The organism is Pseudomonas sp. 15C (assembly GCF_055484735.1).
In genome coordinates, this window is record NZ_JBUDGD010000008.1 from 61,301 (window position 1) to 85,602 (window position 24,302).

The following is a 24,302-nucleotide window of genomic DNA, read 5'->3' on the forward strand; positions in this document are numbered from 1 at the left end:
AACCCATGAGCAAAAAAGTTGCAGTGATCCTGTCCGGCAGTGGCGTGTATGACGGTGCCGAGATCCAGGAAAGCGTGATTACCCTGCTGCGCCTTGATCAGCGCGGTGCGCAGGTGCAGTGCTTCGCGCCGAACATCGCGCAATTGCATGTGATCAATCACCTGACCGGCGAGGAAATGCCCGAGTCGCGCAATGTGCTGGTGGAATCGGCGCGCATTGCCCGTGGCAACGTCAAGGACATCCGCGACGCCGACGTCGAGGAGTTCGACGCGCTGATCGTGCCGGGCGGTTTCGGTGCGGCGAAAAATCTCTCGAATTTCGCCATCGAAGGCGCTGGTTGCAGCGTACAGCCTGAAGTACTGGCGCTGGCCGAGGCGTTTGCCGAAGCGGGCAAACCGGTCGGCCTGATTTGCATTTCCCCGGCGCTGGCAGCAAAAATCTACGGCCCCGGCGTGACCTGCACCATCGGCAACGATGCAGACACCGCCGCGGCCATGAGCAAAATGGGCGCGACCCACGAAGAGTGCGCGGTGACCGAGATCGTCGAAGACAAGGCGCGCAAACTCGTCACCACCCCAGCCTACATGCTGGCGCAGACCATCAGTGAAGCGGCGTCGGGCATCAACAAACTGGTCGACCGCGTGCTCGAGCTGACCCATGAGAACGACGCCTGATCATTGCCTGCATGCAAACCCGACTGTGGGAGCGAGCTTGGTCGCGAAAGCGCTAGATCAGGCAACTCTGTGTTGAATGACCCACCGTCTTCGCGAGCACGCTCGCTCCCACAGGGACTTGTGTGGGGCTCAGGGTTTGCGGGTCAGGCGGGTGAGAATCCGGTCCAGCGCATTGGCAAACGCCTGCTTCTCCCGCTCGCCGAACGGCGCCGGGCCGCCACTGACCTGCCCCTGCTCACGCAAATCGGTAAACAGGTTGCGCACCGCCAGGCGCTCGCCCATGTTCTGCGCATCGAACTCCTTGCCGCGCGGATCCAGCGCTGCCACGCCTTTCTTCACCAAGCGGTCGGCCAGCGGGATATCGCTGCAGATCACCAGCTCACCGGGCACCGCGTGCTCGACCAGATAATCATCCGCCGCATCCGGCCCGCTCGGCACCACGATCAGTTTGACGATCGCCAGCCCCGGCTTTGTCTGCGGTTGCCCAGCCACCAGCACCACCTCGAACTGGCGCTTGAGGGCGAACTTCACCACCAGATCCTTCGCCGCCCGCGGGCAGGCGTCCGCATCAATCCAGACACGCATTTTCTTTCTCCAAAAACAAACAGGCTCGCTCCCCACAGGATACACACCGATCCAAGGAGCGAGCCTGCTCGCGAAGTGAGCGCCAGCGAATGCTGGTTAAACGGCGACGCGGCGTTTCTCAGCCACCCAACTACGCCCATACAACACAACAATCGCCAGAACCGCCACCGCCTGCGCCGCTAACGAATACGCATCGGCGTGAATCCCCAGCCAGTCGAATTCAAAGAACGCCACTGGCCGCGTGCCGAAGATCCCGGCCTCTTGCAACGCTTTCACGCCATGCCCGGCAAACACCACCGACAACGCGCACAGCAGCGCCGCGTTGATGCTGAAGAACAACGTCAGCGGCAATTTCGCCGAACCACGCAGGATCACCCACGCCAGACCCACCAGCAGCACCAGCGCCGTCGCCCCGCCCGCCAAGACCGCGTTGTGCCCGGCAGGTCCGGCCTGCAACCACAGGGTTTCGTAAAACAGGATCACTTCGAACAGCTCGCGATACACCGAGAAGAACGCGAGGATCGCGAAGCCGAAACGCCCGCCACCGCCGACCAGACTGCTCTTGATGTAATCCTGCCAGGCGGCCGCATGCCGGCGATCGTGCATCCACACGCCGAGCCACAACACCATGACACTGGCGAACAGGGCTGTCGCGCCTTCGAGCAATTCACGCTGCGAACCGCTGACATCGATCACATACGCCGCCAGCGCCCAGGTGCCCAAGCCGGCCAGCAATGCCAGGCCCCAGCCGACGTTGACGCTGCGCACTGCCGATTGCTGCCCGGTGTTACGCAGGAACGCGAGGATGGCCGCCAGCACAAGAATCGCTTCCAGGCCTTCGCGCAGCAGAATCAGCAGCCCGGAGATGTAGCTCAGCGACCAGCTCAGGCCATCGCTGCCCAACAGACCGGCCGACTCCTTGAGTTTGGCCTTGGCCGCGTCCAGACGTTGCTCGGCCTGCTCGACCGGCAGGCCGTCCTGCAAGGATTGCCGATACGCCATCAGCGATTTTTCGGTGTCCTTGCGCACGTTGGCGTCGACGTTATCCAGCGAGCTTTCGACCAGCTCGAAGCCTTCCAGATACGCCGCCACCGAAAGGTCGTACGCCTGATCGTGCTCACCGGCGCGGTAGGCGGCCAGACTCTTGTCCAGAGTAGCGGCGGTGTAGTCGAGCAACTGCGCCGGGCCACGCTTGACCTGCGGCGGTTGCGCCCGTTGTGCACGGAATGTCGCCGCAGCTTGCGGACCTTCGGCGGCCTGCACTTCGGCCGGGGTCTGGCGGGCCAGATCGGCAATGTTGTAGGTCTTGTCGGCTTTCGCAGCCGTGGCGTCGGCACTGAAACCGGCGATATAGGTCGCCAGATCCCAGCGCTGGCGATCGTCGAGCTGATCGGCAAACGCCGGCATATCGGTACCTTCGACGCCTTGGCCGAGGGTGTTGTAGATGGCGTACAGACTCAGATGATCGATCCGCGCCGCGTCGCGCAGATTCGCTGGCGCCGGCGACATGCCGAGCGCGGCCGGGCCGTCACCGGCACCGCTGTCGCCATGGCACACCGAGCAATGCTGCGCATACAACGGTGCGCCACGGGTTGGGTCGGGGGTGATGATCGGGGCTTGGCTGACTTCGTACGCCACCGCCAGTTGCGCGCCCAATTGTCGCGCCTGCCGCGCCACCTCGGCACCGTCCTGCCTGGCGCTGATCGCAGTGTGCAAGGCGCTGACGCCTTGCTCCAGTGCGGCTTTTTCCGGTTTGGCCGGCATGCCGGCAATCAACCCTTGCAGCGCCTGGGTGAATTCCAGTTGCTCGCGGTATTCAGCGTCATCGACGACCTTTCCCGCCTCGACCGTTGGCGGGTAATCCGCGCTGATGTAATCGAGCAGGTGCAACGCCTGCGGCGCGCCTTCCACGGTATCGGCCAGCAGCGGCAGGCTGCTCAGGGCAAACAACGGGAACAGCAGCCAGGCCAGCAATCGGGACGAGGCAGTCATGAACGAATCTCAAATGGAAATGCGAAGTTACATATTGTTCACTTCGCAGACGTTTCACTCAAGCTTTGTCGGCGTTTCGCTTTGATTGACAGGAAATAGCCGGAAGACGGCAGCAACGGTTATCCCCGAGTATTGCCGCATTGCCCACTGGCGATGGTACTTCGTACTGCCCCGATGAAGATCGCAGCCATTTGCCATCATCCACTTTATACTGCCCGCCCCAGAGCATTTGCGCGCAAGGAATCATCGTCGATGCGGATAATCCCGTCGGTTTTTTTGTTCTGCGTGGCGGTTCAGCTGAGCGGCTGTGCCGCCTACCGCAACTACGACACGGAGATGCAGCAGACCACCGAACAGATGACTCGGGGCAATCTTGACGGAGCCCTGGCGCTGGTCGAAATGCACAATCCCTGGGAGGATAAGGATCTTCTCTACTACCTGGAAAAAGGTGCAATTCTCAGCGCCGGCAGTGTCCTCCCCGATAGCCAGGACGCCTGGCGTCACGCCGACCGGATGATTTTTCAGCGCGAGGAGGCCAACCCCTCCGGCGCCATGAAGTTGCTGGCACGCTTCGGTGACGAAATGGGCACGATGCTGGTCAATGACAAGCTGCGGCGCTACGAAGGCTACGATTACGAAAAGGTCATGTTGACCACGCAGATGGCTCTCAATCAGCTGTCCGTGAATGATTTTGATGGCGCCCGCGCAGACATCAAAAAGACCCATGAGCGCGAGGCCTTGATCGCACGTCAGCGGGAAAAGCAATACGAAGCGGCCGAGGAACAGGCCAAGGCCCAAGGCAAAACCCCGCACTACAAGGACCTTGAAGGTTATCCAGTTGCTTTGCTTGAAGCCCCTCAGGTCGTGGAACTGAAAAATGGCTACCAGAGTGCGTTCAGCCATTATCTTGCCGGTTTCACCTACGAAGCTTTGGGTGAGCGAGCACTCGCAGCGTCCGGTTATCGTCAGGCAATCGAACTGCGTCCCGACATGCCCTGGCTGCAATCGGCTTTGCGCAATCTCGACAAACCGGCAGCGAAAGCCGATGAAAGCGATGTGTTGCTGATTATCCAAAGTGGCCTGGCCCCTGCTCGCAGCTCAGTGCAGGTGCCCATTCCGGTCCGCCTGAATGAAAATCTGGTCATCGTCGCGCCCATTTCATTCCCGGTGATGATACCGGACGCGGTCACTCCCAACTTCAGCCATGTCAGCGTGGACGGTCGCAAACAATCGCTGACCGTGATCAACAGCGTGACCGACATGTCCATGCGCACACTACGTGACGACATGCCGCAAATCATTTCGCGGGCGATGTTTCGCGCCAACATGGCAGCAATCGGTCAGGCGCAGGAAAACGAGCGCAACCCGGCAAAAGCATCGCTGATCGTCACGCAACATGACCCTTTCGAGGAAGCCGATACCCGGACCTGGCGGGCGCTACCGGACAAGACACTGGTCGCTCGCCTGCGCCTGAAGAAAGGGTTGCACACTTTTCGGTTTGCGATGACGCCCATCAATCACCCGTTTCAGATGCGCGTCGATCAAGATCGCCAGATTCTGCATCTGCGGGTATTCCGGGATCAGGTATTTACCGTGGGATCGGCGTTCATTCCCCGGCTGGAAACTTTGCCAACAAACACTCAATCCGCTGAGAAGTGATGGCACAAGGTTAAAAAGTGCAGTTAAAAAGCTATTACATAGCCATCACCGCACGCTTATAATGCCGCGCCCTCGCCCTGCGAGCCGGCATCAAAGCTCCTCTTGCAAGAGGAATTGGCAGGAGGCCAGCGCCACTGTCGATCGGTCATATCAGCCCGACCAGCACCCGCGGCTGCAGTTATCGCTACTCAGGGAAGAAGTACCCATGGCATTCCGCGCTCCCACTCTGCTCGCGCTCAGCGCCGTCACCCTGCTGTCCGGCTGTTCGGCCTTTCGCAATTACGACTCCGAACTGGCTCAAACCAATCAGCAACTGGCCTCCGGCAACGTTGACGCTGCACTGACCCTGCTGGAAAAGAACAACACCGGCACCGACAAAGATCTGCTTTATTACTTCGAAAAAGGTGAACTGCTGCGCGCCAAGGGCGACCTGTCCGGCAGCCAGAATGCCTGGACCAGCGCTGATCAGGTGGTCGGTCAGTGGGAAGATGCGGTCAAGCTCGATAGCGCGAAGTATCTCGCCCAGTTCGGCAGTTTCCTGGTCAATGACAAGGTGCGCCGCTACGAAGGCTACGACTACGAAAAAGTCATGCTGACCACGCAGATGGCCCTGAACCTGCTCGCAGTCAACGATTTCGACGGCGCGCGCACCGCGATCAAGCGCACTCACGAGCGTGAGGCGGTCATCGCCGATCTGCGCGACAAGGAATACCTCAAGAGCGAAGAAGAGGCCGAGAAGGAAGGGATCAAGACCCAGTACAAGGATTTGCAGGGTTATCCGGTCGCCAGCCTCGACGCCCCGGAAGTGGTGGGCCTGAAAAACAGCTACCAGAGTGCGTTCAGCCACTACCTTGCCGGCTTCGTTTACGAAGCGCTGGGCGAGAAGGATCTGGCTGCACCGGGTTATCGCAAAGCCGCCGAGTTGCGCCCGAACACGCCGCTGCTGGAGCAGGCCCTGGTCAATCTCGACAAGCCGAGCAAATCCGACGACAGCGACATCCTGATTGTGGTGCAAAGCGGACTCGCCCCAGCCCGCGACTCGATCCGCGTGCCGCTGCCATTGCCGATCTCCAACAACGTGGTGATCACCCCGCTGTCGTTCCCGATCATCAAACCGGACACCTCCACCGCGCCGTTTTCGCAGATTGGCGTCGACGGCCAGCAAGTCGACCTGACCGCGCTCAACAGCACCACCGCCATGTCGCGCCGTGCGCTGCGTGACGATATGCCGGGGATCATCGTACGCACCACCGTGCGGGCGATCACCAAAGGCGTGGCACAAAAACAGATCAACGAAACCAACCCGCTGGCTGGCTTGGCCGTGGGTATTTCTTCAGCGGTGCTCGAAGGTGCCGATACCCGTACATGGCGTACGCTGCCAGACAACACTCAGGTGGTGCGCCTGCGCTTGAAGAAGGGCGAACATCAGGTCACGCTGCCGAGCGCCGTGGGTGGCTCGGTGGTCAAGGTCAACGTTGACCAGCGTTACCAGGTGATCAGCCTGCGCGCCGTGGGCAATCAGGTGTTCGCCGGTGGCCTCGCTGCCCACGTCGTCCCGAATGCCGCTGCGACCAGCGTCGCCAGCCTCAAACAACCTTAAGAACGGAGTCTTTGCATGCGCTTCAAACTCATCGCCGTCGCCGCCCTCGCCTTGCTGGCGAGCGGCTGCGCCACCCCGCCACCGCCAGAGCCGGGCAGCGCCGCGAGCAAAGTCGTGGCCATGGGCCCGCAGAAACACATCGTTGTCGGCGCTATGCGCGTCGCCCGCGAAAACGGCTTCATGACCGTCAACGTGCAGTTGAGCAACACCCTCAACAGCAACAAGATTTTCTACTACCGCTTCGCCTGGCTTGGCGCGGAAGGTTTCCCGGTGGCCGAAGAAGAAGTCTGGAAAAGCCAGATGATGTACGGCGCTCAGACCAGCTTTATTCAGGCCATTGCCCCGACCCCGAAAGCGATGGATTTCCGTCTGGAAATCAAAACGCCTTAAGCCCGTCACCCTATTCCTGATTCAGAGATCACTCCCATGTTTGCACGCTTTTCCTGCATCGCTGTCATCGCCCTGCTGGCCTCCGGTTGCGCCAACACCTCGCCGACACTCGGCAGCAAGAACATCAGCTACGGCGACACCAAAGCGGTGGAAACCGTGACCAACGAATTCGGTTCGACCGACCTGCAAATGATCGCCGAGTCGATGACCCGCTCGCTGGCTCAGTCCGGCATCCTGCAGGGCCGTCCGGTGGTTCAGGTCTACGATGTGAAGAACAAGACCAGCGAGTACATCGATACCCGCGAAATCACCACCAGCATCAAGACCCAGTTGATGAAGACCGGCGTTGCGCGTTTCGCCAGCGACAACAATGCGATGCAGAGCCAGGTTGACCAGCTCAAGCTGCAGAACCAGAGCGGTCTGTACAAAAAGAGCACCGTGGCCAAGACTGGCAACATGATCGCCGCCAAGTACCGCATCGAAGGTTCGATCAGCTCGATCGTCAAGCGCAGCAGCGATTACAAGGACGTCTTCTACAAATTCAGCCTGCAACTGATCGACGTCGAAAGCGGTCTGGCCGAGTGGATGGACGAAAAAGAGATCCGCAAAACCACGGAGCGTTAAGCAATGCGCGCATGGATTGGCATGATGGCCCTGGCTTGCGCGTTCAGCGTGCAAGCGGCCCCGAAAGTCGCGGTGACGGATCTGGCGTACCAGGAGCGCGTGGAGCAATACATCCACATCGTTTCGGCGCAGAGCAATCACCGCGAGGGTTACTACAGCTCCAGCGGTTCTTCGAGCTACAACGAGATCGAAGCCACCACCAGCTACATCGAGCAGAGCGAGCTGCGCAAATTCACTGGCGACATCAAGGGTGAGATCCTGCGTACCGGCATGTTCCAGCTGGTGCAGGGCACGCCATACACCGCCTCGTCCAAGGGCGATGTGTACGACGTGATCAAGCGCATCAAGGCCGGCAATTTCAAGGGCGCCGACTACGTGCTGTTCGGCACGGTCTCGGATATTGACTTCACCCAGGACATCAACGAGCTGGCGCACACCGACAGCTATTCGGCGGTACTGGGCCTGACGCTGGTGGCGGATTTCAGCCTGATCAACACCAAGACCTTCGAGATCACCTCGGCGTTCACGGCGATGGGCGAAGCGCAGGACACCAAACTGGTCAATCATCGCGACATCAAGATTTCGCTGAACCGTCCACGGGTGGTCCGCGAAGTCTCGAAAGCGCTGGGCGAAGACGTGGCCGGACAGCTGAGCATGCAGCTCGGTGGCGACGGTTACGAGCAGCCGCGCGAGGCACCACAGCGCAACAATCTGCCACGCGACACCGCGCCGGTGATTCTGCGCTGACTGATCGTTCCCACGCTCAGCGTGGGCATGCAGCCCGGGACGCTCTGCGTTCCAGGCACAAAAAAGGCGACCGCCCGGGTCGCCTTTTTTGTGCCTATGCGGTTTACACCGCCGCTTTGCGCAACGTCGCCATAAACGCTGCGGCACCGATGAACAGCCCGGCAAACGTGCGATTCATACGGCGCTGCTGCTTCGGCGTGCGCAACAAACGCAGCACTTTCGAAGCCAGCCCGGTGTAGCCCGCCATGACGATCAGATCGACGAAGATCATCGTCACCCCGATCACCAGATACTGAATCAACAACGGCGCATGCGGGTTGATGAACTGCGGCAGCACCGCGAGCATGAACACCAGCGCCTTGGGATTGCTGATGTTCACCAGAAACCCGCGAAATACCAGCGCCAGCGGCTTGCCGATCGGCCGCACCGCGGCGTCATCGCTCATGTCCATGGGCAGCGCGCGCCACTGTTTGATCGCCAGGTAAACCAGATAGGCCACGCCGAACCATTTGATCGCATGGAACGCCGTGGCGGAAGCCGTGAGGATCGCCCCGACCCCGGCGCCGACAATCGCAATCTGCACCGCCAGACCGATCTGCAGACCGAGGGCGTTCCAGTAACCGCGCCAGAAACCGTATTGCAGACCGCTGGACATCGACGCGATGGCGCCGGCGCCCGGCGACAGGCTGATCACCCAGCAAGCGGCGAAAAACGCCAGCCATGTTTGAAGCTCCATCGCACACCTCGACTCGTGCTCGTGACAAAGGCATAAGCTAATGCGGCTGTACCTGGATGACTACCGGTTTTTCTGAATGTTGCAGCGCTAGTGAGTTCTTCGCGAGCAGGCTTGCTCCCACATTCTGATCGGGGTCAACTTGTGTACAAGCGAGCCTGCTCGCGAAAGCGCCAGATCAGGCACCGGAAATCTACTTCTCGAACCCGCTCGCAGGAAACACATCCGTCCCGCGCCAGCGCCGCACCGAACGCTGGAAGAACAGGCTGTTGGGCACCTGCACCATGGCGCTGCCGGTGCCGAGTTCTTCGGCCTCGATCAATGTGGTGTAGAGCAGATTGATCGCCACCACCCGGCCTTTGACCCCCGGTTTGTCGGTGGTATCGACCAGCTCGACGACATCGCCCAGGCGGAACGGCCCGACAGTAAAGATCAGAATGGCGCAGAGCAGGTTGGACAACACGCTCCACATGGCAAAGAACGCCACCGCCGCCACCGCGACGAATCCAGAGAGAGCGGTCCACAGCACCGTCGCCGAAACCCCGAGGCGTTCCAGCACGAATATCACCGCACTGCCCATGATCAGCCAGCGCAATACACCGCGCAGCGGCATCAGCAGTTGTGGCGGGAACGGATAGCGCTCACCCAGACGGGTCAGGCCCCTGGCGACTACGCGCTGGGTCAGGTAACCGGCGAGCAGGATCAACAGAATCTGCACGCCGAGCCAGATCGGCTCAATCCACATGGCCGGCAGCGGCAGCTTGAACGCTTCCATCAGGACAACGCCTCCAGCTCCGCCTGCATGCTTTCCAGAGTCTCCAGCGCTTCCATCCAGGCTTCTTCAAGCTCGGCTTCGCGAACCTTCAACCTGGCCTGCTCGGCAAGCAGATCGCGCAGTTCGTTCTTGCGCGCCGGCTCGTAGATGTCACTGTCGCCCAGACTCGCGTCGACCTTGGCGAGTTTTTCGTGGAGCTTGCCCAGCTCGGCTTCGAGCTTGTCGGCCTCTCGCTTGTGCGGGGCCAGTTGCTGACGCAGCGCGGCAGCTGCCTGACGCTGGGCCTTCTTGTCAGTCTTGTCCGGGTTCACCGGGGTGTTGCTCGCCGGCGCGTTGCGTTGGCGATACTCGACCAGCCATCGCGCATAGTCTTCGAGATCGCCATCGAACTCTTCAACCTTGCCGTCAGCGACCAGGTAAAAGTTGTCGGTGGTGCTCTTGAGCAAATGCCGATCGTGAGACACCACCAGTACCGCGCCGCTGAATTCCTGCAGCGCCATGGTCAGCGCCAGGCGCATTTCCAGATCGAGGTGGTTGGTCGGTTCGTCGAGCAGCAGCAGGTTCGGCCGTTCCCAGGCGATCAGTGCCAACGCCAGACGAGCCTTTTCGCCACCGGAAAAATTCAGCACCGGCTCGTCGATGCGCGCACCGCGGAAGTCGAAACCGCCGAGGAAATCACGCAAGGTCTGCTCGCGCTCGGTCGGCGCCAGACGCTGCAAGTGCAGCAACGGGCTGGCCTTGGCATCCAGCGAATCGAGCTGATGCTGTGCGAAATAGCCGACCACGGTGTTTTCGCCGCGGGTAAGGCGCCCGGCCAGCGGTTCGAGTTCGCCGGCGAGATTCTTGATCAGCGTCGATTTACCGGCACCGTTCGGACCCAGCAGACCAATCCGCGCGCCTGGGGTCAGTTGCAGCTTGACCTTCTCCAGGATGGTTTTGTCACCATAACCCAGACGCGCATCGGACAGGTCGATCAGCGGGCTGGAGATCTTGCTCGATTCGCGGAAAACGAAATCGAACGGCGAATCGACGTGCGCCGCCGACAGTTCTTCCATCCGCTCAAGGGCCTTGATCCGGCTCTGCGCCTGACGAGCCTTGGTCGCTTGGGCCTTGAAGCGGGCGATGTAGCTTTCCATGTGCGCACGCTGCGCCTGCTGCTTCTCGTAGGCCTGTTGCTGCTGGGCCAGACGCTCGGCACGGGCACGCTCGAACGCGGTGTAGCCGCCACGATAGAGGGTCAGCTTGCGCTGGTCGACGTGGGCCACGTGATCGACCACTTCATCGAGGAAATCGCGGTCGTGGGAAATCAGCAGCAACGTGCCCGGATAGCTTTTCAGCCATTCCTCGAGCCAGATGATCGCGTCGAGATCCAGGTGGTTGGTCGGTTCGTCGAGCAGCAGCAGGTCCGATGGGCACATCAGGGCCTGCGCCAGGTTCAGACGCATCCGCCAGCCACCGGAGAAATCGCCGACCTGACGATCCATCTGCTCGTTGCTGAAACCGAGACCGGCGAGCAGTTTGCGCGCCCGCGCATCGGCGGTGTAGCCGTCGGCGCTGTCGAGCTCGGCGTGCAGACGCGCCAACGCGGTGCCGTCATGGGCCTCCTCGGCGGCAGCGAGCTCGCGCTGCACTTCGCGCAGGCGCAGGTCGCCGTCGAGCACATAGTCGACGGCCAAGCGCTCGAGGGTATCGACCTCCTGGCGCATGTGCGCGATGCGCCAGTCGGCCGGCAGCAGGCAATCGCCCGAGTCCGGGTGCAACTCGCCACGCAGCAAGGCAAACAGGCTGGATTTGCCGGCGCCGTTGGCACCGATGAGGCCGGCTTTGTGGCCGGCGTGCAGGGTCAGCTCGGCGTCTTCTAGCAGACGTTGCGGGCCACGCTGTAAAGTCAGGTTCTGAAGTCGGATCATAATGGCGGCGGAGTCTACCAGCTTCGCTCACAACTGGCGCGAGTAGCACGATGTCCTCTGACCTGTGGAGCTTTGCCCTGAATGTCTACACCCGAGCGGGTGTGGAAGATGCCTGCCTGCAATTGCAAACAGCGGGCGCCAATGTCTGCCTGTTGCTGTGCGGTTTGTGGCTGGAACAACGCGCGGTAGCGTGTGATGAGCAACGCGTGAGCCTGCTGCGGACGCTGACCGAGCCTTGGGACGCCGAGGTGGTGCAGCCGCTGCGAACATTGCGCATGCAATGGAAGACGCGGGCAAACGATGATGCCGTATTGAAAGGCATGCGCGAGCAGATCAAGTCACTCGAGCTTGAGGCTGAGCGAGCATTGCTGTCACGGCTTGAAGGTGTAGCGCAGGCGTGGGCGCGAAACGCTGCCGGCTCGACCACCTGGCTTGAAGAACTGGCCGGCGCGGCGGCCAGCCCGAACCGCGACGCGCTGCAAGTGCTGCGCGTCGCGGCAACCGGCACTTAGGAAGCGCTGGTCGGGTTGTTGCTGACGCTCGATGCAGCGGCTGGCGATGGCGCAGTCGCAGGGATCGAGGGAGTAGCGGCAGGTGCCGCGGCGGCCGGAGTGGCTGGCGCGGCAGGCTTGGCAGCTGGAGCGGCGGCTGGTTTGGTAGCGGCTGGCTTCTTCGCGGCAGGTTTTGCAGCCGGTTTCGCAACTGGCTTGGCGGCCGGTTTGGCAGCAGCAGGCTTGGCGGCGGAGGTGGCTGGTTTAGCAGCGGCGGCTGGCTTGGCGGCGGCTTTCACTGCTGGTTTTGCAGCTGGCTTGGCGGCAGCTTTTGCAGCTGGCTTTGCGGCTGGCTTGGCAGCTGCGGTTTTGGCGGCAGGTTTTGCGGCGGGTTTCGTCGCAGCTTTCGCCGCAGGTTTAGCGGCCGGTTTGGCAGCGGCGGTTTTCGCCGGAGCGGCTTTGGTCGCGGCGGGTTTTACAGCCGGTTTGGCGGCGGCAGTTTTAGCGGCAGGCTTGGCGGCAGCTGGTTTGGCAGCGGTGGTTTTCGCCGCCGGCTTTGCAGCGCTCGCCGCAGCCGGTTTTTTCACCGCAGGTTTCACAGCGACTTTGGCAGCCGGTTTGGCCGCAGCTTTCACCGGTGCTTTCGCAGCAGGCTTGGCTGCCGTTTTAGTAGCAGGCTTGGCCGCTGCGGTTTTCGCTGGAGTCTTGCTGGCGGCCGGTTTGGCGGCGACTTTTTTCGCCGGTGCCGCGGCTGGTTTGGCAGCGCGGGTGGACAGGACTTTGCCCACGGCTTCTTGCACGCGACCGACACCCTGGGCCAGTTTCAGGCTTTCCTGGGCATCGCGCTTGAGCTGCAGAATGTAGCTGCGTGTCTCGGACTGACGATCCTTCAGCGCATCGAGCAGGTCTTCCAGTTCTTTCACCGCGCCCTTGGCTTTGGTCTGTGCCTTGGCTTTGCCGGCCGCTGCTGCGTCCTGCAATTTGGTGCGCGATTTGTGCAGTTTTTCCTGCGCCTTGCCGCGTTGCTTTTCCAGCTTGGCGAGCAGTTTTTCAGCATCAGCCAAGGCTTGCGAGCAAGCGTTTTCCAAATGCTCGAGCAGGCTGCCCGAGAGTTGTTGGAGTAAGTGCAACGGAGTATTTACAGGCTTCTTGGTGGCCGACATGGTTTACCTCCTGGCTGACGTGAGTGCGGCTCATACTAGACCTCTGCTGATACCGCCGCTAGGGCATCTTGACAGTATCGAAACCGTTGCGTTGCACCGAAGCGAAAATGTCTTGTACGAAAACCAAAGCAGTTCACCGTTGCAACGCTTTGCGCTGGCATAATCCAGCGCATCTCAGGTCGGAGAGTGCCCATGTCGCGCTACATTTTTTTATCCCTTTGCGTGTTTTTTTCAGTCGCCCATGCCGACGAAAAAAACGCTGCGAATGATGCTCATGATCTGGCTTACAGCCTTGGGGCGAGTCTTGGCGAGCGCCTGCGCCAGGAGGTTCCGCAACTGCAGATTCAAGCGCTGATCGAGGGCTTGCAACAGGCTTATCAAGGCAAGCCATTGGCGTTGAGTCAAGCGCGTATCGAGCAGATTCTGGCTGACCATGAATCGAAGAATGCTGAGCAGGCATCGCTGCATTCGAGCGACGCTGCGATGGAAAACGAACAGCGTTTTCTGACGGCTGAAAAAGCCAAACCCGGCGTGAAGGAATTGGCCGATGGCATCCTGCTGACTGAACTCGTTTCGGGTAACGGTGCAAAGGCCGGACCTGATGGAAAAGTGCAGGTGCTGTATGTCGGCAAGCTACCGGACGGCACCGTGTTCGATCAGAACACTCAGCCGCAGTGGTTCAACCTCGACAGTGTGATTGCCGGTTGGCGTACCGCGTTGCAAAACATGCCGGTGGGGGCGAAATGGCGCTTGGTGATTCCATCGGATCAGGCCTATGGCGCTGACGGCGCCGGCGACCTGATCGCCCCGTTCACACCGCTGGTATTCGAAGTGGAATTGCGTGGCGCGACGAGCTGATCAGGCACAAAAAAAGGTGCGCTTTCAGGCGCACCTTGTTTGCTCAGGCTTTTCAATAATTAGGCCTGAGCCGTCTCCTCAGCCTTGTGTGCTGTATGCAGCACTTCGATCAGGCAGTCCTCGAGTTCAAAGCGCTCGTGCAGCAGTCCACCCAGCTCCTTGAATTTCTCGGCGACGCATTTGCCTTCATCACACAGATCGTTGAACGCGAGCAGCTTCTCGGTGATGACGTCGATGCGCGGATAGATCGTCTCGGCGAGTTCCAGGCCGCGCTTGTCGTTGAACGCTTTGGCTTCGCCGGTCAGCTGTTCGTAGATTTCGAAGTGGCCGGCCGATACGTAATCGACCAGCACCCCGCAGAATTCCAGCAAGGGCTTGCGGCTTTCGGACAGCGAATCAGGCTGCGCACCGAGCTTGTCGTAAGCGCCGATCAGTTCTTCACGCTCCTGCAACCAGCGGTCGATCAGCAGATGAACTCCACCCCAGCGTTCCTGAGCATTCTGACAACTTTCGAGCATGGCGATCTCTCTTCCCTTGTGGGTCATGCTGCTCTACACCCTCGTCCCTGTTCTGATCTGGCTTGGGGGACGTTCGGGCAGAGCGTCATCGAGCAACACGATTCCAATGACACGTGCGGGCCAGATTATGCCCGTGCGCTTATGGCTTCAAGGTACGCAGGAGATAAAGTTCATACAAGTGTTTAATCGCGCAGCAGCACCGTGTACGACGCTTCGCCGCTGAGCGGGCGTTGCAGAGCGCTCCAGACCAGCCGCAACAGTTGATACACCGCCAGGATCGATACCGCGACAAAAAACAGCAGACTCCATTCCGGGATGCTCAGGTCGAACAGCGTCCAGGAAATTTCCGCGCATTCGGCGCCGCCGGTAAACAACCGTTGCAGCGCGCAGAACCACGGCAGCCCACCCATAAACGACTCGGGAGCCGCTATGCAATGGTGCAGTTGCAGCACCGGATCACTCTGAATCAATACTTGCCGCCAGGCCGCCGTGGTGCCACCCAGAGCCGCCCCCAAGGTCAGCAGCCAGTAAAACCCCAGGCCTACACGCCCGGGGCCGTGCACCGCCGCCGCACCACTGCAGACGCAGAGCAGCGTGAGAAACAGCCGCTGCACCAGGCACAGGCTGCAAGGCGTCAGGCCGACCGCGTATTCAAGATAATAGGAAGCTCCCAGAGCAAAGGCCCCCGCAATGAAAGCCATGAAGAACAAGGAGCGTGAGCAGGCCAACGACATGGCTTTTCCGTAACAGTAGAGACAGGCGGTTACGGTAGAGGAAAGCGTGTCAGCCTTTCAAGGCGACGCCCTGCGGACAGTTCACCAGAGATGTAGGGAAAACCCGACAGGTTCGAGAGGAATTGATGTAGTGCCCTGTAGGACTTTGCCTCGCTGCCGCGCTGAAGATCGAATTTCAGCGGTAAGCGGAAGCGAGGGGGGGCCCTCCCTCGCCATTCAGATAGCTGTCGGCACCGGCAACGGCGCCGCCAGCAAACGCTCATCCAGCAGGCCAAGGCCTTCCTGGAACAACTGATTGCTGCGCTCGGCATCACCCAATTGCGCCAGCAGGCGCGCCAGCTCGGCACAGGTCTCTGGATTACGCTGCAAGCGCAGGCTGCTTTCGAGATAATCGCGCGCCTTGCCCCACAGACTGGTTTGCAGACACAGCCGACCCAAAGTCAGCAGCAGGCTCGGATCGTTCGGGTGATCCTTCAACCAGCCTTCGGCGGTCTGCAACTGACGCGCCGGATCGCTGCCGCGCACCAAACCGTAGAGGCGGGCAAGATGGCTGTCGTATTTGCGCTTGAGCGCGGTGCGCAGCACCTCTTCGGCCTCGACCTGAGCACCCAACTGACGCAGCTGTTCGGCATATGCCAACACCAGCGGCGGCTCTTGCCGTTGCGCCGAGGTCAGTTGCTGCCAGGCGCGGGTCAGCGATTGCAGACCCACCGTGCCGTCTTCTTCGCGCTGCGCGGCCAGCGACAGGTTTTCACCCCACGCTCGGCGCTCAAGTTCTGCCAGCTCGGCCGGCGGCAAAACCTTGTCCTTGCGCAGCTCCGGCAGCAGACGAATCACCGCCGACCATTCGCCGCGCTGCTGATACAAACGCTGCAACTGGCGCAGCGTCTGCGCGTTGTGCGGATGCCGCTCGTGCATCGCTTGCAAAGTCACCAGGGCGCCGTCGGTGTCGCCACGGTCGGTCTGCAATTGCGCATGACTCAAGGCGATCGCCAGTTCCGCCTGCGGCTGGCGTTCCAGCGCGCGCTCGAGCAGGCGATCGGCTTCCTCGTAATGCCCTTGTTCATTGGCCGCGCGGGCCGCGCCGAGGTAATACAGAAGAGGTTGGCGCTCGGCTTCGGCGGCTCGCGACAGATGCCGCTGCGCACTGGCCCAGCGACCTTCGGCGAGATCCAGCTGACCATGTTCGATCGCCACCTGCACGCGCCGGCTGCGGTTACGCCGCGACCACGGATTGACCACACCGCTGGAGGTCATGATCAATTCGATCAGCACCTTGATGCCCCAGACGATCAGCCACAACACGGCGATGACCGCCAGCGTCGCCCACAGGCTCGATTCATAGCGGAAGCTCTTGTAGGCCACCAGCACGTAACCGGAATGTTCGGCAATCGCCAGCCCCAGCGCCGCCGTCGCCGCGATCACCAGAAACACGATCACATACAGGCGTTTCATGGCGTGGCCTCCTGCGCGGTGTTGGCAGCAGGCTTGGCAAACGGTTTCACCGACTCTTCAGCGTTGACGTTGCGTCGCTCAAGATAGGCTTGCACCGCGCCGAGGGTGCCGGCCAGATCGGGTGTCACGACGGTCACCGGTTCCTTGCTCAACTCGCCGACCTGCTCGAGCATCACCTTGCTTTGCGGATTGTCCGGGTTGAAATTGCCCTTGAGCACATCACGCGCCTCGGCCAGCGCCTGGGTATACACCGACGCCTGCCCGTTGAGGGCTGCCCACTGCGCCTGCTCCAGCGCCAGGCTCAGGGCCAGACGCACCTGACTCAGGCTTTGCCCAGCGAGCAATGGCTTCACATTCTTGTCGGCGTTGAAATCGATGCGGATGTAGCGCGAGACCTTGTCCCACCACTGTGCCCAGCGACTGGCGCCGTCACCGTCGGCGGTCAGGCCCAGCAGCGATTCGCCGCGATCCTTGTACTCTGGCGCCAGCTCGGTGAGATTGATCACCTGATCGCGTAGCGCGCCCAGGCGCAGGAACAACCCGGTGCGATCCGGCTGCTCGGTGCTGCGCAGCGCCACCAGGGTTTTCGCCACTTGCTCGCGCGCCGCGAATGAACCCGGATCGTTTTGCTCGCGGAGAATTTCGTCGGCGCCCTGCACCAGCGCCTGAGCGCTGCTGATGTCCTGCAAGGCCGACAAGCGCAGGCTGGCCAGACGCAGCAAATGTTCGGCTTCGGCCAGACGCCAGTCTTTGCGGCTGGCACCCAGCACGGTTTCCAGACGCTGATTGAGGCGCTGCTGATCGCCCTGCAACTGCGTCACCAGACGTTGGCGTTCGGCAAGTTCATCAGCCCCCGGCAATTGCGCCAGACGCTCGGTCAGGCGTTGCTCGTTGAGCTTCAAGGTCTGCGCCTGATCGTTCAACGCCTGCACCTGACCGGACTGTTGCTGGGTGTTGGTCTGCAGGTGGCGGACCTGCCAGACACCCCAGCCTCCGATCGCGACACCGGCGGCGCCAAGCAACAGGGCGACGATGGCCAGTCCATTGCCTCGGCGCGGCTCTTTGGCCGGCGGTGGAGTTTCAACCTGGGTATCGGTCACAGGTTGCACATCATCTTTAGGCAAGGCTGTTTCGCTCACGTATCCATCCTTTGCATCAGAGAACGGCCACGGGATGTTCCCGTAACGCCGTCAGCAAAGCCGCGGCACTCGCGCCGCGGCAATCTACAACTGTTTGAGCCCCGGCGGCACGTGCCAGCTCGGCGACTCTCGGGCTTGGTACAAACAACGGCAACTGCGCGATGCCTGCCCAGGCTTCACCGGCCATTTGGCGCAGGTGCTCGAAACCCTGTCCACTGCTGACCACCAGGCCGTTCAAGCGTTCCGCTTCGATCCGCCGTGGCAGTTCTTGCGGCGCATACCTCGGCAACTCGCGTCGATACAACTCCAGATACTCGACACTAGCACCTGACTCGCGCAGACGCTCGGCGAGCAGCTCGCGCCCGCCCTCGCCGCGCAGGATCATCACCCGCGCACCGGGCCAGCCGAGCACCTCAAGCAGACGCGGCAATTGCAGCAAGGCTTCACTGTCATCGCCGGCCTCCGGAAAATGCACGTCCAGGCCATGCTCGCGGAGAATCTCGCCAGTCGCCGAGCCGACGCTGAACCACGGCATCGTCAGTGGCTGCGGCTCGTACGTATCAAGCAAATCCAGGGCAATGCGCGCCGCCGGTTTGCTGACCACGATCACCGCGTTGCAATCGGGCAGTCGCGCCAGTGCCTGACGGATTGTGGCAGACACTGGCAGCGGAGCTATTTCCAAAAGCGGCAGGCAACTGCTGAAAATCCCCTGCGCGGCCAACGTCTCGGCCAGCGCCGCGCAGTCGTCCGCAGGGCGTGTCAGCAGCAGGCGCCAGCCCGTCACTCGTGACCTGCCTCGCCGTACACCGCTTTGAGGATGTCGTCGGCGCCCTGGCGCAGCAAGTCTTCAGCGACCTGCACGCCCAATGCTTCAGCGTCGGCTCGCGGCGCACGGGCTTCAGCACTGAGCAGTTTGCCGCCACTTGGCTCACCGACCAGACCGCGCAGCCACAATTGCTCGCCTTCGAGCACGGCATAGCAGGCGATCGGCACCTGGCAGCCGCCATTCAAATGCTTGTTGAGTGCACGTTCGGCGCTGACGCGCGACGAGGTGTCGGCATGATGCAAAGGCGCGAGCAACGCGTGGATGTGCGAATCGGCGCTGCGGCATTCAATACCCACCGCGCCTTGGCCACCGGCCGGCAGGCTGTCATCAACGCTGATCGCCGAGGTGATGCGCTCTTCGAAGCCAAGGCGGATCAGACCGGCTGCCGCGAGGATGATCGCGTCGTACTCACCGGCGTCGAGCTTGGCCAGGCGCGTATTGACGTTGCCGCGCAGGAAGCGGATCTGCAGGTCCGGACGGCGCGTCAGCAATTGCGCCTGACGACGCAGGCTGGAGGTGCCGACGATGCTCCCGGCAGGCAGTGCTTCGAGGCTGGCACAGGTATTGGAAACGAAGGCGTCGCGCGGGTCTTCGCGCTCGCAGATGCAGAACAGACCGAGGCCTTCGGGGAAGTCCATCGGCACATCTTTCATCGAATGCACGGCGATGTCGGCTTCGTTTTCCAGCAGCGCGGTTTCCAGCTCCTTGACGAACAGACCCTTGCCGCCGATTTTCGACAGTGGCGAGTCGAGCAGCTTGTCGCCGCGACTGACCATGGGCACCAGCGTTACCTGCAAGCCGGGATGGGCCGCTTCCAGACGGGCTTTAACGTATTCGGCCTGCCAGAGGGCCAGCGCACTTTTACGGGTGGCGATGCGGATTTCGCGAGAGGACATGGATCAATCCGTACTGAATAGATACGGCGGATAATAACAGCTCAGCCAAATCCACTTTGACTTGAATCAGAAACGACGTGGCCTCCCTGGCCTGTGATGCCTGGTATCAAGGAGTGGAGTCGCCCGGAGTGACCGGGTCAGAGCCCCTGCATCATTTTGCGTACGCCGGCGACATGACGGCGGCTGACGATCAGCGCATCGCCATTGAGGCCTTTGAGAAACAGCTGGAAATGCCCCAGCGGCGTGCGCTGCAGGCGCTCGATGCGGTCGCGGGCGACCAGCGCGTTGCGGTGGATCCGCACGAAGCGCTCGCCGAACTCGTCTTCCAGCGCCTTGAGTGGCTCGTCCAGCAGCACTTCGCCGGCCTCATGGCGCAAGGTCACGTATTTGTGGTCGGCAATGAAGTAGACCACCTGATCCAGCGGGATCAGCTCGATACCTTTGCGGGTACGGGCGCTGATGTGGCTGCGTGGACCGTTGCCGCTTTCGGCAGCGGGACGGGTCAGCGACGAGAGTTGTGCCCGGTTGGGACGGTCAGCCCGCTTCAGGGCGTCCTGCAAATGTTCGGTTCGCACGGGTTTCACCACATAGCCCACGGCGCTGGCCTGCAGGGCTTCCACGGCAAATTCATCGGGGCTGGTGCAAAACACCACGGCCGGCGGCGTTTCGCGTTCGCACAGACGGGCAGCAACCTGCAGGCCATCGAGGCCCGGCATGCGGATATCGAGCAAGACGATATCCGGTTTGTGGCTGTCGATCAGTGCCAACGCCTCCTCGCCATTGGTGGCGCTGGGCTCCAGGACTGTATAACCCTCAAGCTCGCTCACCATTCGGCTGAGGCGCTCGCGAGCCAGTGGTTCGTCATCAACGATCAGGACATTCATATTGCGCTGGATTCCTGCGTGAGTCTCGCACAAGGATAGCTAGACAGGTGAAGTGACGTCCGTCACCGCGATCCACGCTAAGACTAGCCCGAGCGCCAAAAAGTGCCGTACGTCGGCCAGCAATATTTGCCAGTGTCCGGGTCGTACTGCTCGAAGCCCGCTGTTTCTTGCGTTTTTCACGGGGTTTGCCGAAGGACAATCCACCCACCCCCCTTCTTATAGTCGGCGCCGTGCCCTTTGCGCGAGACAAAGCCACGCCGACCCTTACGTCCAACTGTAGACGTTCGTCGGAGCGATATTGCTCAATCGAAAAATATCCTTGCGCAAATTCATGGCGGGCAGCGCCGGCCAAGGCCGACATGCGCTGAAAAAAACGTATCGACCGGTGTCAGCGACAGGATTGGCAACCCTGTTATTATCCGCGCCAGCGTTTCACGCCTTCTTTCTTCAAGCCGATACGAGCGAATTCATGAGCACTGACAAGACCAATCAGTCCTGGGGCGGCCGCTTCAGTGAACCCGTCGACGCCTTCGTCGCCCGCTTCACCGCCTCCGTCACTTTCGACCAGCGCCTGTATCGCCACGACATCATGGGCTCGATCGCCCACGCCACCATGCTGGCCAAGGTCGGCGTGCTGACCGATGCCGAGCGCGACAGCATCATCGACGGCCTGAACACCATTCAGGGCGAAATCGAGGCCGGTCAGTTCGACTGGCGCGTCGATCTCGAAGACGTGCACATGAACATCGAAGCGCGCCTGACCGATCGCATTGGCGTGACCGGCAAGAAACTCCACACCGGGCGCAGCCGCAACGACCAGGTCGCCACCGATATCCGCCTGTGGCTGCGTGACGAAATCGACCTGATCCTGGCCGAGATCACGCGCCTGCAAAAAGGCCTGCTGGAGCAGGCCGAGCGCGAAGCCGAGAGCATCATGCCGGGCTTCACGCACCTGCAAACCGCACAACCGGTCACCTTTGGCCACCACATGCTCGCCTGGTTCGAAATGCTCAGCCGCGATTACGAGCGTCTGGTCGACTGCCGCAAGCGCACCAACCGCATGCCGCTGGGCAGCGCCGCGCTGGCCGGCACCACGTACCCGATCGACCGCGAATACACCGCGCAACTGCTGGGCTTCGACGCCGTTGGCGGCAACTCGCTGGACAACGTTTCCGATCGCGATTTCGCCATCGAATTCTGCTCGGCCGCGAGCATCGCGATGATGCACCTGTCACGCTTCTCCGAAGAGCTGGTGCTGTGGACCAGCGCGCAGTTCCAGTTCATCGATCTGCCCGACCGCTTCTGCACTGGCAGCTCGATCATGCCGCAAAAGAAAAACCCCGACGTGCCCGAGCTGGTGCGCGGCAAGACCGGTCGTGTATTCGGTGCGCTGATGGGCCTGCTGACTCTGATGAAAGGCCAGCCGCTGGCCTACAACAAGGACAACCAGGAGGACAAGGAACCGCTGTTCGACGCCGCCGACACCCTGCGCGATTCGCTGCGTGCGTTTGCCGACATGATCCCGGCGATCAAGCCCAAGCACGCGATCATGCGTGAAGCGGCACTGCGCGGCTTCTCTACCGCGACCGATCTGGCCGACTACCTGGTACGCCGCGGCCTGCCCTTCCGCGATTGCCACGAAATCGTTGGCCACGCGGTGAAATACGGAGTGGACACCGGCAAGGATCTGGCCGAGATGAGCCTGGAAGAACTGCGCCAGTTCAGCGACCAGATCGAGCAGGACGTGTTTGCCGTGCTGACTCTGGAAGGCTCGGTAAATGCCCGTGACCATATCGGCGGCACTGCGCCGGCGCAGGTCAAGGCAGCGGTGGTGCGCGGTCAGGCCCTGCTGGCCAGCCGCTAAAAGCATCGCTGGCAAGCCAGCTCCCACAGGTTCTGCGGCAAACACACATGTGTGTTTCACACCAGAACCTTGTGGGAGCTGGCTTGCCAGCGATGGCTGACTTCAGAACGCTACAAATTTCATTTCTTGGCAGCAATCATCGCCAAAAACGCCGGCATCGCCGCATCCTTGTCCGCAGCAATCTTTTGCACATGCGGATTTTGCTCAAGCCGCTCCAGCAGCGCCTTCGCCTGCGGCATCTCTGCCAGCCAATCGATCCCGAACAGCTTCTGCCCGACCGCACACGCCAGTGGCACGCTGTAGAGGAAATACAGATCCGCGATGCTCAGGCTGTCGCCCGCCACATACGGGGCGAACTTGCCGTGCCGGCCCAGCGCGGCAAAACCGAGCTGCAGCTCCGTGCGGGTCTTGTCCTTGATCGCGTCCGGCAGGGTCATGCCGAAAAACGCTTCGCCGTAACAGGCTCGGCCCGGCAGCTCGATGTACAGCTCGATCTCTTTGGCGATCGCCAGCACCTGTGCGCGTTCGAACGGGTCGCTCGGCAACATTGGCGTGCCTTGCTGAGTCTGTTCGAGGTATTCGAGGATGATCGCGGTTTCGTTGATGTAACCGGCGTCCACGCCGAGCACCGGTACCTTGCCGCGCGGACTGATCGCCAGCGATTCTGCGGACTGCGTGGGATAGAAAGTCACTTCTTCGAAGGGCAGGCCTTTTTCCAGCAGCGCCAGTTTGACCATGTTGTAGTAATTGCTGACAGAGAAACCGTAAAGCTTCAACATCACATAGCCTCCAGGCCGTGCGGGGTGGGCAGTGCCTGTTTATAGATCGCCATGACGATTCCCGCCAGCAGCATCACGCCGCTGAATGCGGGTAAACTGGGTGCCTTTCCTTGAGGAGCCTGCCATGAGCGAGCCGACAGACATCGACAACGACGAAGAAGAGTTCACCGAGGCTACTTTGATCGAAGCGATCGAAAACCAGATTGAAAGCGACAACCCGCCAGCGGCCAAGGCAACGTTCAACAAGCTGACGTTGGTGGGTGTCGAGCGCGAAGAGATCCTCAATCTGATGGCGCATGTGCTGGCTTGCGAGATTGACGCGATGCTGGATGAAGACCGCCCGTTCGATACCCAATGGTACGAAGCGGCGTTGCGTGCATTGCCTGAGTTGCCACCAGAAAAGAAGTGAACCCCATCCTGTAGGAGTGAACCTGCTCGCGATAGCGTTCTGTCAGTGAAGAATATGCTGACAGGCACTCCGCTATCGCGAGCAGGCTCACTCCTACAATGTTTGTAACGTATCCATCCAGCCAACTCCCCGGCCCTGACTACACTGGAATCCGTCTCAAGACAAAATCCCTTGATCTGAGCACTGGACAGGCCGCACCCGCGGGTTCACCTTAGGGGCGCTGTCGTCCAATTCCTAGAAAGTCTGGAGTCCTTATGTCGCTTACCCCTGAGTTGGTTGCCGAACTGGAAGTCCTCGCACTCTTCAACCTGGACAGTTCCCAGGAAGGTCTGAAAATTCATCAGACCGCTGCCCCGAAACACATCGCTGCTGCCCAGCGCCTGTTTGAAAAAGAACTTACCGATCAGCCGGATGGCGGCTATCTGACAAGCTTGGGTCGGGATGCTGCGCAAAACGTGCAAACCGTGCTGACCATTTTGAGAGAGCAGGAAACCGCCTGATTCCACGACTTCGCCCACGGAAACTCCTGCCACGGGATTTTCCGCGGGCCTGCCGTGCTGCGTCACGGTAGAAATCTGGCGTCAAAAAACAAATTCA

General features: G+C 61.1%; 25 protein-coding genes. 11 read left to right on the forward strand and 14 right to left on the reverse strand.

What is annotated here, in order from left to right:
- The first annotated feature begins 5 nt into the window (after nt 1–5).
- The gene (elbB, locus tag ACYYKW_RS06795) at nt 6–674 is read left to right on the forward strand and encodes an isoprenoid biosynthesis glyoxalase ElbB (protein ID WP_090287386.1); all 669 of its coding nucleotides are present in this window, start codon (nt 6–8) and stop codon (nt 672–674) included.
- A gap of 129 nt (nt 675–803) precedes the next feature.
- On the opposite strand, the gene ACYYKW_RS06800 is transcribed toward elbB, so the two are convergent.
- Together ACYYKW_RS06800 and ACYYKW_RS06805 are read right to left on the reverse strand one after the other, a co-directional pair.
- On the reverse strand, nt 804–1,259 hold the full coding sequence (locus tag ACYYKW_RS06800; RefSeq protein WP_332764291.1) for a YaiI/YqxD family protein: 456 nt from the start codon (nt 1,257–1,259) through the stop codon (nt 804–806).
- 96 nt (nt 1,260–1,355) lie between these two features.
- On the reverse strand, nt 1,356–3,251 hold the full coding sequence (locus ACYYKW_RS06805) for an FTR1 family protein (protein WP_464989711.1): 1,896 nt from the start codon (nt 3,249–3,251) through the stop codon (nt 1,356–1,358).
- A 252-nt stretch (nt 3,252–3,503) separates the two neighbouring features.
- On the opposite strand from ACYYKW_RS06805, the gene ACYYKW_RS06810 reads away from it, so the two are divergent.
- The 5 genes from ACYYKW_RS06810 (at nt 3,504) to ACYYKW_RS06830 (ending at nt 8,271) form a co-directional block, all read left to right on the forward strand.
- Complete coding sequence (locus tag ACYYKW_RS06810; protein WP_464989735.1) at nt 3,504–4,910, forward strand: COG3014 family protein; 1,407 nt, start codon at nt 3,504–3,506, stop codon at nt 4,908–4,910.
- Between the two features lie 205 nt (nt 4,911–5,115).
- The gene (locus ACYYKW_RS06815) at nt 5,116–6,510 is read left to right on the forward strand and encodes a COG3014 family protein (protein ID WP_093097166.1); all 1,395 of its coding nucleotides are present in this window, start codon (nt 5,116–5,118) and stop codon (nt 6,508–6,510) included.
- A 15-nt stretch (nt 6,511–6,525) separates the two neighbouring features.
- Nucleotides 6,526–6,900, forward strand: a complete 375-nt coding sequence (locus tag ACYYKW_RS06820) for a YcfL family putative periplasmic lipoprotein (RefSeq protein ID WP_090287397.1) — start codon at nt 6,526–6,528, stop codon at nt 6,898–6,900.
- A 36-nt stretch (nt 6,901–6,936) separates the two neighbouring features.
- Complete coding sequence (gene lpoB / locus ACYYKW_RS06825; protein ID WP_039757415.1) at nt 6,937–7,524, forward strand: penicillin-binding protein activator LpoB; 588 nt, start codon at nt 6,937–6,939, stop codon at nt 7,522–7,524.
- A 3-nt stretch (nt 7,525–7,527) separates the two neighbouring features.
- Nucleotides 7,528–8,271: a penicillin-binding protein activator LpoB gene (locus ACYYKW_RS06830; RefSeq protein WP_464989712.1), complete on the forward strand. Its 744-nt coding sequence runs from the start codon at nt 7,528–7,530 to the stop codon at nt 8,269–8,271.
- A 103-nt stretch (nt 8,272–8,374) separates the two neighbouring features.
- Here ACYYKW_RS06830 and rhtB read toward each other — a convergent pair whose 3' ends face one another.
- From rhtB to ACYYKW_RS06845, 3 genes are all read right to left on the reverse strand, one after another.
- On the reverse strand, nt 8,375–9,007 hold the full coding sequence (gene rhtB, locus ACYYKW_RS06835) for a homoserine/homoserine lactone efflux protein (RefSeq protein WP_090287403.1): 633 nt from the start codon (nt 9,005–9,007) through the stop codon (nt 8,375–8,377).
- Between the two features lie 190 nt (nt 9,008–9,197).
- A complete protein-coding gene (locus ACYYKW_RS06840) occupies nt 9,198–9,779 on the reverse strand; it encodes a mechanosensitive ion channel domain-containing protein (protein WP_464989713.1) in 582 nt (193 codons plus the stop codon).
- Nucleotides 9,779–11,689: an ATP-binding cassette domain-containing protein gene (locus ACYYKW_RS06845; protein ID WP_093097141.1), complete on the reverse strand. Its 1,911-nt coding sequence runs from the start codon at nt 11,687–11,689 to the stop codon at nt 9,779–9,781. Before ACYYKW_RS06845 ends, ACYYKW_RS06840 begins: the two co-directional genes overlap by 1 nt.
- Nucleotides 11,690–11,739: 50 nt before the next feature.
- On the opposite strand from ACYYKW_RS06845, the gene ACYYKW_RS06850 reads away from it, so the two are divergent.
- Complete coding sequence (locus ACYYKW_RS06850; protein ID WP_336356448.1) at nt 11,740–12,201, forward strand: TIGR02444 family protein; 462 nt, start codon at nt 11,740–11,742, stop codon at nt 12,199–12,201.
- Here the strand turns inward: ACYYKW_RS06850 and ACYYKW_RS06855 are convergent.
- Nucleotides 12,198–13,343, reverse strand: coding sequence for an AlgP family protein (locus ACYYKW_RS06855; RefSeq protein ID WP_464989714.1), 1,146 nt, complete (start codon nt 13,341–13,343; stop codon nt 12,198–12,200). The two genes, ACYYKW_RS06850 and ACYYKW_RS06855, sit on opposite strands and share 4 nt — an antisense overlap.
- A gap of 192 nt (nt 13,344–13,535) precedes the next feature.
- Between ACYYKW_RS06855 and ACYYKW_RS06860 the strand changes: the two genes are divergently transcribed.
- Nucleotides 13,536–14,201, forward strand: coding sequence for an FKBP-type peptidyl-prolyl cis-trans isomerase (locus ACYYKW_RS06860; protein WP_093097128.1), 666 nt, complete (start codon nt 13,536–13,538; stop codon nt 14,199–14,201).
- Between the two features lie 59 nt (nt 14,202–14,260).
- On the opposite strand, the gene rsd is transcribed toward ACYYKW_RS06860, so the two are convergent.
- The 7 genes from rsd to ACYYKW_RS06895 form a co-directional block, all read right to left on the reverse strand.
- Nucleotides 14,261–14,719, reverse strand: coding sequence for a sigma D regulator (gene rsd, locus ACYYKW_RS06865; protein ID WP_464989736.1), 459 nt, complete (start codon nt 14,717–14,719; stop codon nt 14,261–14,263).
- 182 nt (nt 14,720–14,901) lie between these two features.
- Nucleotides 14,902–15,453 (reverse strand): disulfide bond formation protein B, encoded by a 552-nt coding sequence (locus tag ACYYKW_RS06870; RefSeq protein WP_093097120.1) that lies wholly within the window; start codon nt 15,451–15,453, stop codon nt 14,902–14,904.
- 216 nt (nt 15,454–15,669) lie between these two features.
- Complete coding sequence (locus tag ACYYKW_RS06875; RefSeq protein WP_093097116.1) at nt 15,670–16,908, reverse strand: heme biosynthesis protein HemY; 1,239 nt, start codon at nt 16,906–16,908, stop codon at nt 15,670–15,672.
- Entirely contained in the window at nt 16,905–18,047 is a 1,143-nt protein-coding gene (locus ACYYKW_RS06880) for a uroporphyrinogen-III C-methyltransferase (RefSeq protein ID WP_093097113.1), read from the reverse strand. The genes ACYYKW_RS06875 and ACYYKW_RS06880 overlap by 4 nt, the downstream gene beginning before the upstream one ends.
- Nucleotides 18,048–18,063: 16 nt before the next feature.
- Nucleotides 18,064–18,831 (reverse strand): uroporphyrinogen-III synthase, encoded by a 768-nt coding sequence (locus tag ACYYKW_RS06885; RefSeq protein WP_464989715.1) that lies wholly within the window; start codon nt 18,829–18,831, stop codon nt 18,064–18,066.
- On the reverse strand, nt 18,828–19,769 hold the full coding sequence (gene hemC / locus ACYYKW_RS06890) for a hydroxymethylbilane synthase (protein WP_090287426.1): 942 nt from the start codon (nt 19,767–19,769) through the stop codon (nt 18,828–18,830). The genes ACYYKW_RS06885 and hemC overlap by 4 nt, the downstream gene beginning before the upstream one ends.
- 137 nt (nt 19,770–19,906) lie before the next feature.
- On the reverse strand, nt 19,907–20,653 hold the full coding sequence (locus tag ACYYKW_RS06895) for a LytR/AlgR family response regulator transcription factor (protein ID WP_090287428.1): 747 nt from the start codon (nt 20,651–20,653) through the stop codon (nt 19,907–19,909).
- A gap of 469 nt (nt 20,654–21,122) precedes the next feature.
- Between ACYYKW_RS06895 and argH the strand changes: the two genes are divergently transcribed.
- Nucleotides 21,123–22,517, forward strand: coding sequence for an argininosuccinate lyase (gene argH, locus ACYYKW_RS06900; RefSeq protein WP_093097101.1), 1,395 nt, complete (start codon nt 21,123–21,125; stop codon nt 22,515–22,517).
- A 119-nt stretch (nt 22,518–22,636) separates the two neighbouring features.
- Here the strand turns inward: argH and ACYYKW_RS06905 are convergent, their stop codons facing one another.
- A complete protein-coding gene (locus ACYYKW_RS06905) occupies nt 22,637–23,296 on the reverse strand; it encodes a glutathione S-transferase family protein (protein WP_464989716.1) in 660 nt (219 codons plus the stop codon).
- A 124-nt stretch (nt 23,297–23,420) separates the two neighbouring features.
- On the opposite strand from ACYYKW_RS06905, the gene ACYYKW_RS06910 reads away from it, so the two are divergent.
- Entirely contained in the window at nt 23,421–23,705 is a 285-nt protein-coding gene (locus ACYYKW_RS06910; protein WP_093097091.1) for a hypothetical protein, read from the forward strand.
- Between the two features lie 254 nt (nt 23,706–23,959).
- Nucleotides 23,960–24,205: a TIGR02647 family protein gene (locus tag ACYYKW_RS06915; RefSeq protein WP_039757399.1), complete on the forward strand. Its 246-nt coding sequence runs from the start codon at nt 23,960–23,962 to the stop codon at nt 24,203–24,205.
- The last annotated feature ends 97 nt before the right edge of the window (nt 24,206–24,302 follow it).

Excerpts from the sequence above, each read along its gene's own strand:
- hemC (WP_090287426.1), bottom strand. The coding sequence starts at position 19,769 with ATGTCCTCTCGCGAAATCCGCATCGCCACCCGTAAAAGTGCGCTGGCC.
- elbB (WP_090287386.1), top strand. The coding sequence starts at position 6 with ATGAGCAAAAAAGTTGCAGTGATCCTGTCCGGCAGTGGCGTGTATGAC.
- ACYYKW_RS06845 (WP_093097141.1), bottom strand. The coding sequence starts at position 11,689 with ATGATCCGACTTCAGAACCTGACTTTACAGCGTGGCCCGCAACGTCTG.
- ACYYKW_RS06870 (WP_093097120.1), bottom strand. The coding sequence starts at position 15,453 with ATGTCGTTGGCCTGCTCACGCTCCTTGTTCTTCATGGCTTTCATTGCG.
- lpoB (WP_039757415.1), top strand. The coding sequence starts at position 6,937 with ATGTTTGCACGCTTTTCCTGCATCGCTGTCATCGCCCTGCTGGCCTCC.
- rhtB (WP_090287403.1), bottom strand. The coding sequence starts at position 9,007 with ATGGAGCTTCAAACATGGCTGGCGTTTTTCGCCGCTTGCTGGGTGATC.
- ACYYKW_RS06895 (WP_090287428.1), bottom strand. The coding sequence starts at position 20,653 with ATGAATGTCCTGATCGTTGATGACGAACCACTGGCTCGCGAGCGCCTC.
- ACYYKW_RS06840 (WP_464989713.1), bottom strand. The coding sequence starts at position 9,779 with ATGGAAGCGTTCAAGCTGCCGCTGCCGGCCATGTGGATTGAGCCGATC.
- ACYYKW_RS06915 (WP_039757399.1), top strand. The coding sequence starts at position 23,960 with ATGTCGCTTACCCCTGAGTTGGTTGCCGAACTGGAAGTCCTCGCACTC.
- ACYYKW_RS06910 (WP_093097091.1), top strand. The coding sequence starts at position 23,421 with ATGAGCGAGCCGACAGACATCGACAACGACGAAGAAGAGTTCACCGAG.
- ACYYKW_RS06830 (WP_464989712.1), top strand. The coding sequence starts at position 7,528 with ATGCGCGCATGGATTGGCATGATGGCCCTGGCTTGCGCGTTCAGCGTG.
- rsd (WP_464989736.1), bottom strand. The coding sequence starts at position 14,719 with ATGCTCGAAAGTTGTCAGAATGCTCAGGAACGCTGGGGTGGAGTTCAT.
- ACYYKW_RS06810 (WP_464989735.1), top strand. The coding sequence starts at position 3,504 with ATGCGGATAATCCCGTCGGTTTTTTTGTTCTGCGTGGCGGTTCAGCTG.
- ACYYKW_RS06875 (WP_093097116.1), bottom strand. The coding sequence starts at position 16,908 with ATGAAACGCCTGTATGTGATCGTGTTTCTGGTGATCGCGGCGACGGCG.
- argH (WP_093097101.1), top strand. The coding sequence starts at position 21,123 with ATGAGCACTGACAAGACCAATCAGTCCTGGGGCGGCCGCTTCAGTGAA.
- ACYYKW_RS06805 (WP_464989711.1), bottom strand. The coding sequence starts at position 3,251 with ATGACTGCCTCGTCCCGATTGCTGGCCTGGCTGCTGTTCCCGTTGTTT.
- ACYYKW_RS06855 (WP_464989714.1), bottom strand. The coding sequence starts at position 13,343 with ATGTCGGCCACCAAGAAGCCTGTAAATACTCCGTTGCACTTACTCCAA.
- ACYYKW_RS06905 (WP_464989716.1), bottom strand. The coding sequence starts at position 23,296 with ATGTTGAAGCTTTACGGTTTCTCTGTCAGCAATTACTACAACATGGTC.
- ACYYKW_RS06860 (WP_093097128.1), top strand. The coding sequence starts at position 13,536 with ATGTCGCGCTACATTTTTTTATCCCTTTGCGTGTTTTTTTCAGTCGCC.
- ACYYKW_RS06850 (WP_336356448.1), top strand. The coding sequence starts at position 11,740 with ATGTCCTCTGACCTGTGGAGCTTTGCCCTGAATGTCTACACCCGAGCG.
- ACYYKW_RS06815 (WP_093097166.1), top strand. The coding sequence starts at position 5,116 with ATGGCATTCCGCGCTCCCACTCTGCTCGCGCTCAGCGCCGTCACCCTG.
- ACYYKW_RS06800 (WP_332764291.1), bottom strand. The coding sequence starts at position 1,259 with ATGCGTGTCTGGATTGATGCGGACGCCTGCCCGCGGGCGGCGAAGGAT.
- ACYYKW_RS06820 (WP_090287397.1), top strand. The coding sequence starts at position 6,526 with ATGCGCTTCAAACTCATCGCCGTCGCCGCCCTCGCCTTGCTGGCGAGC.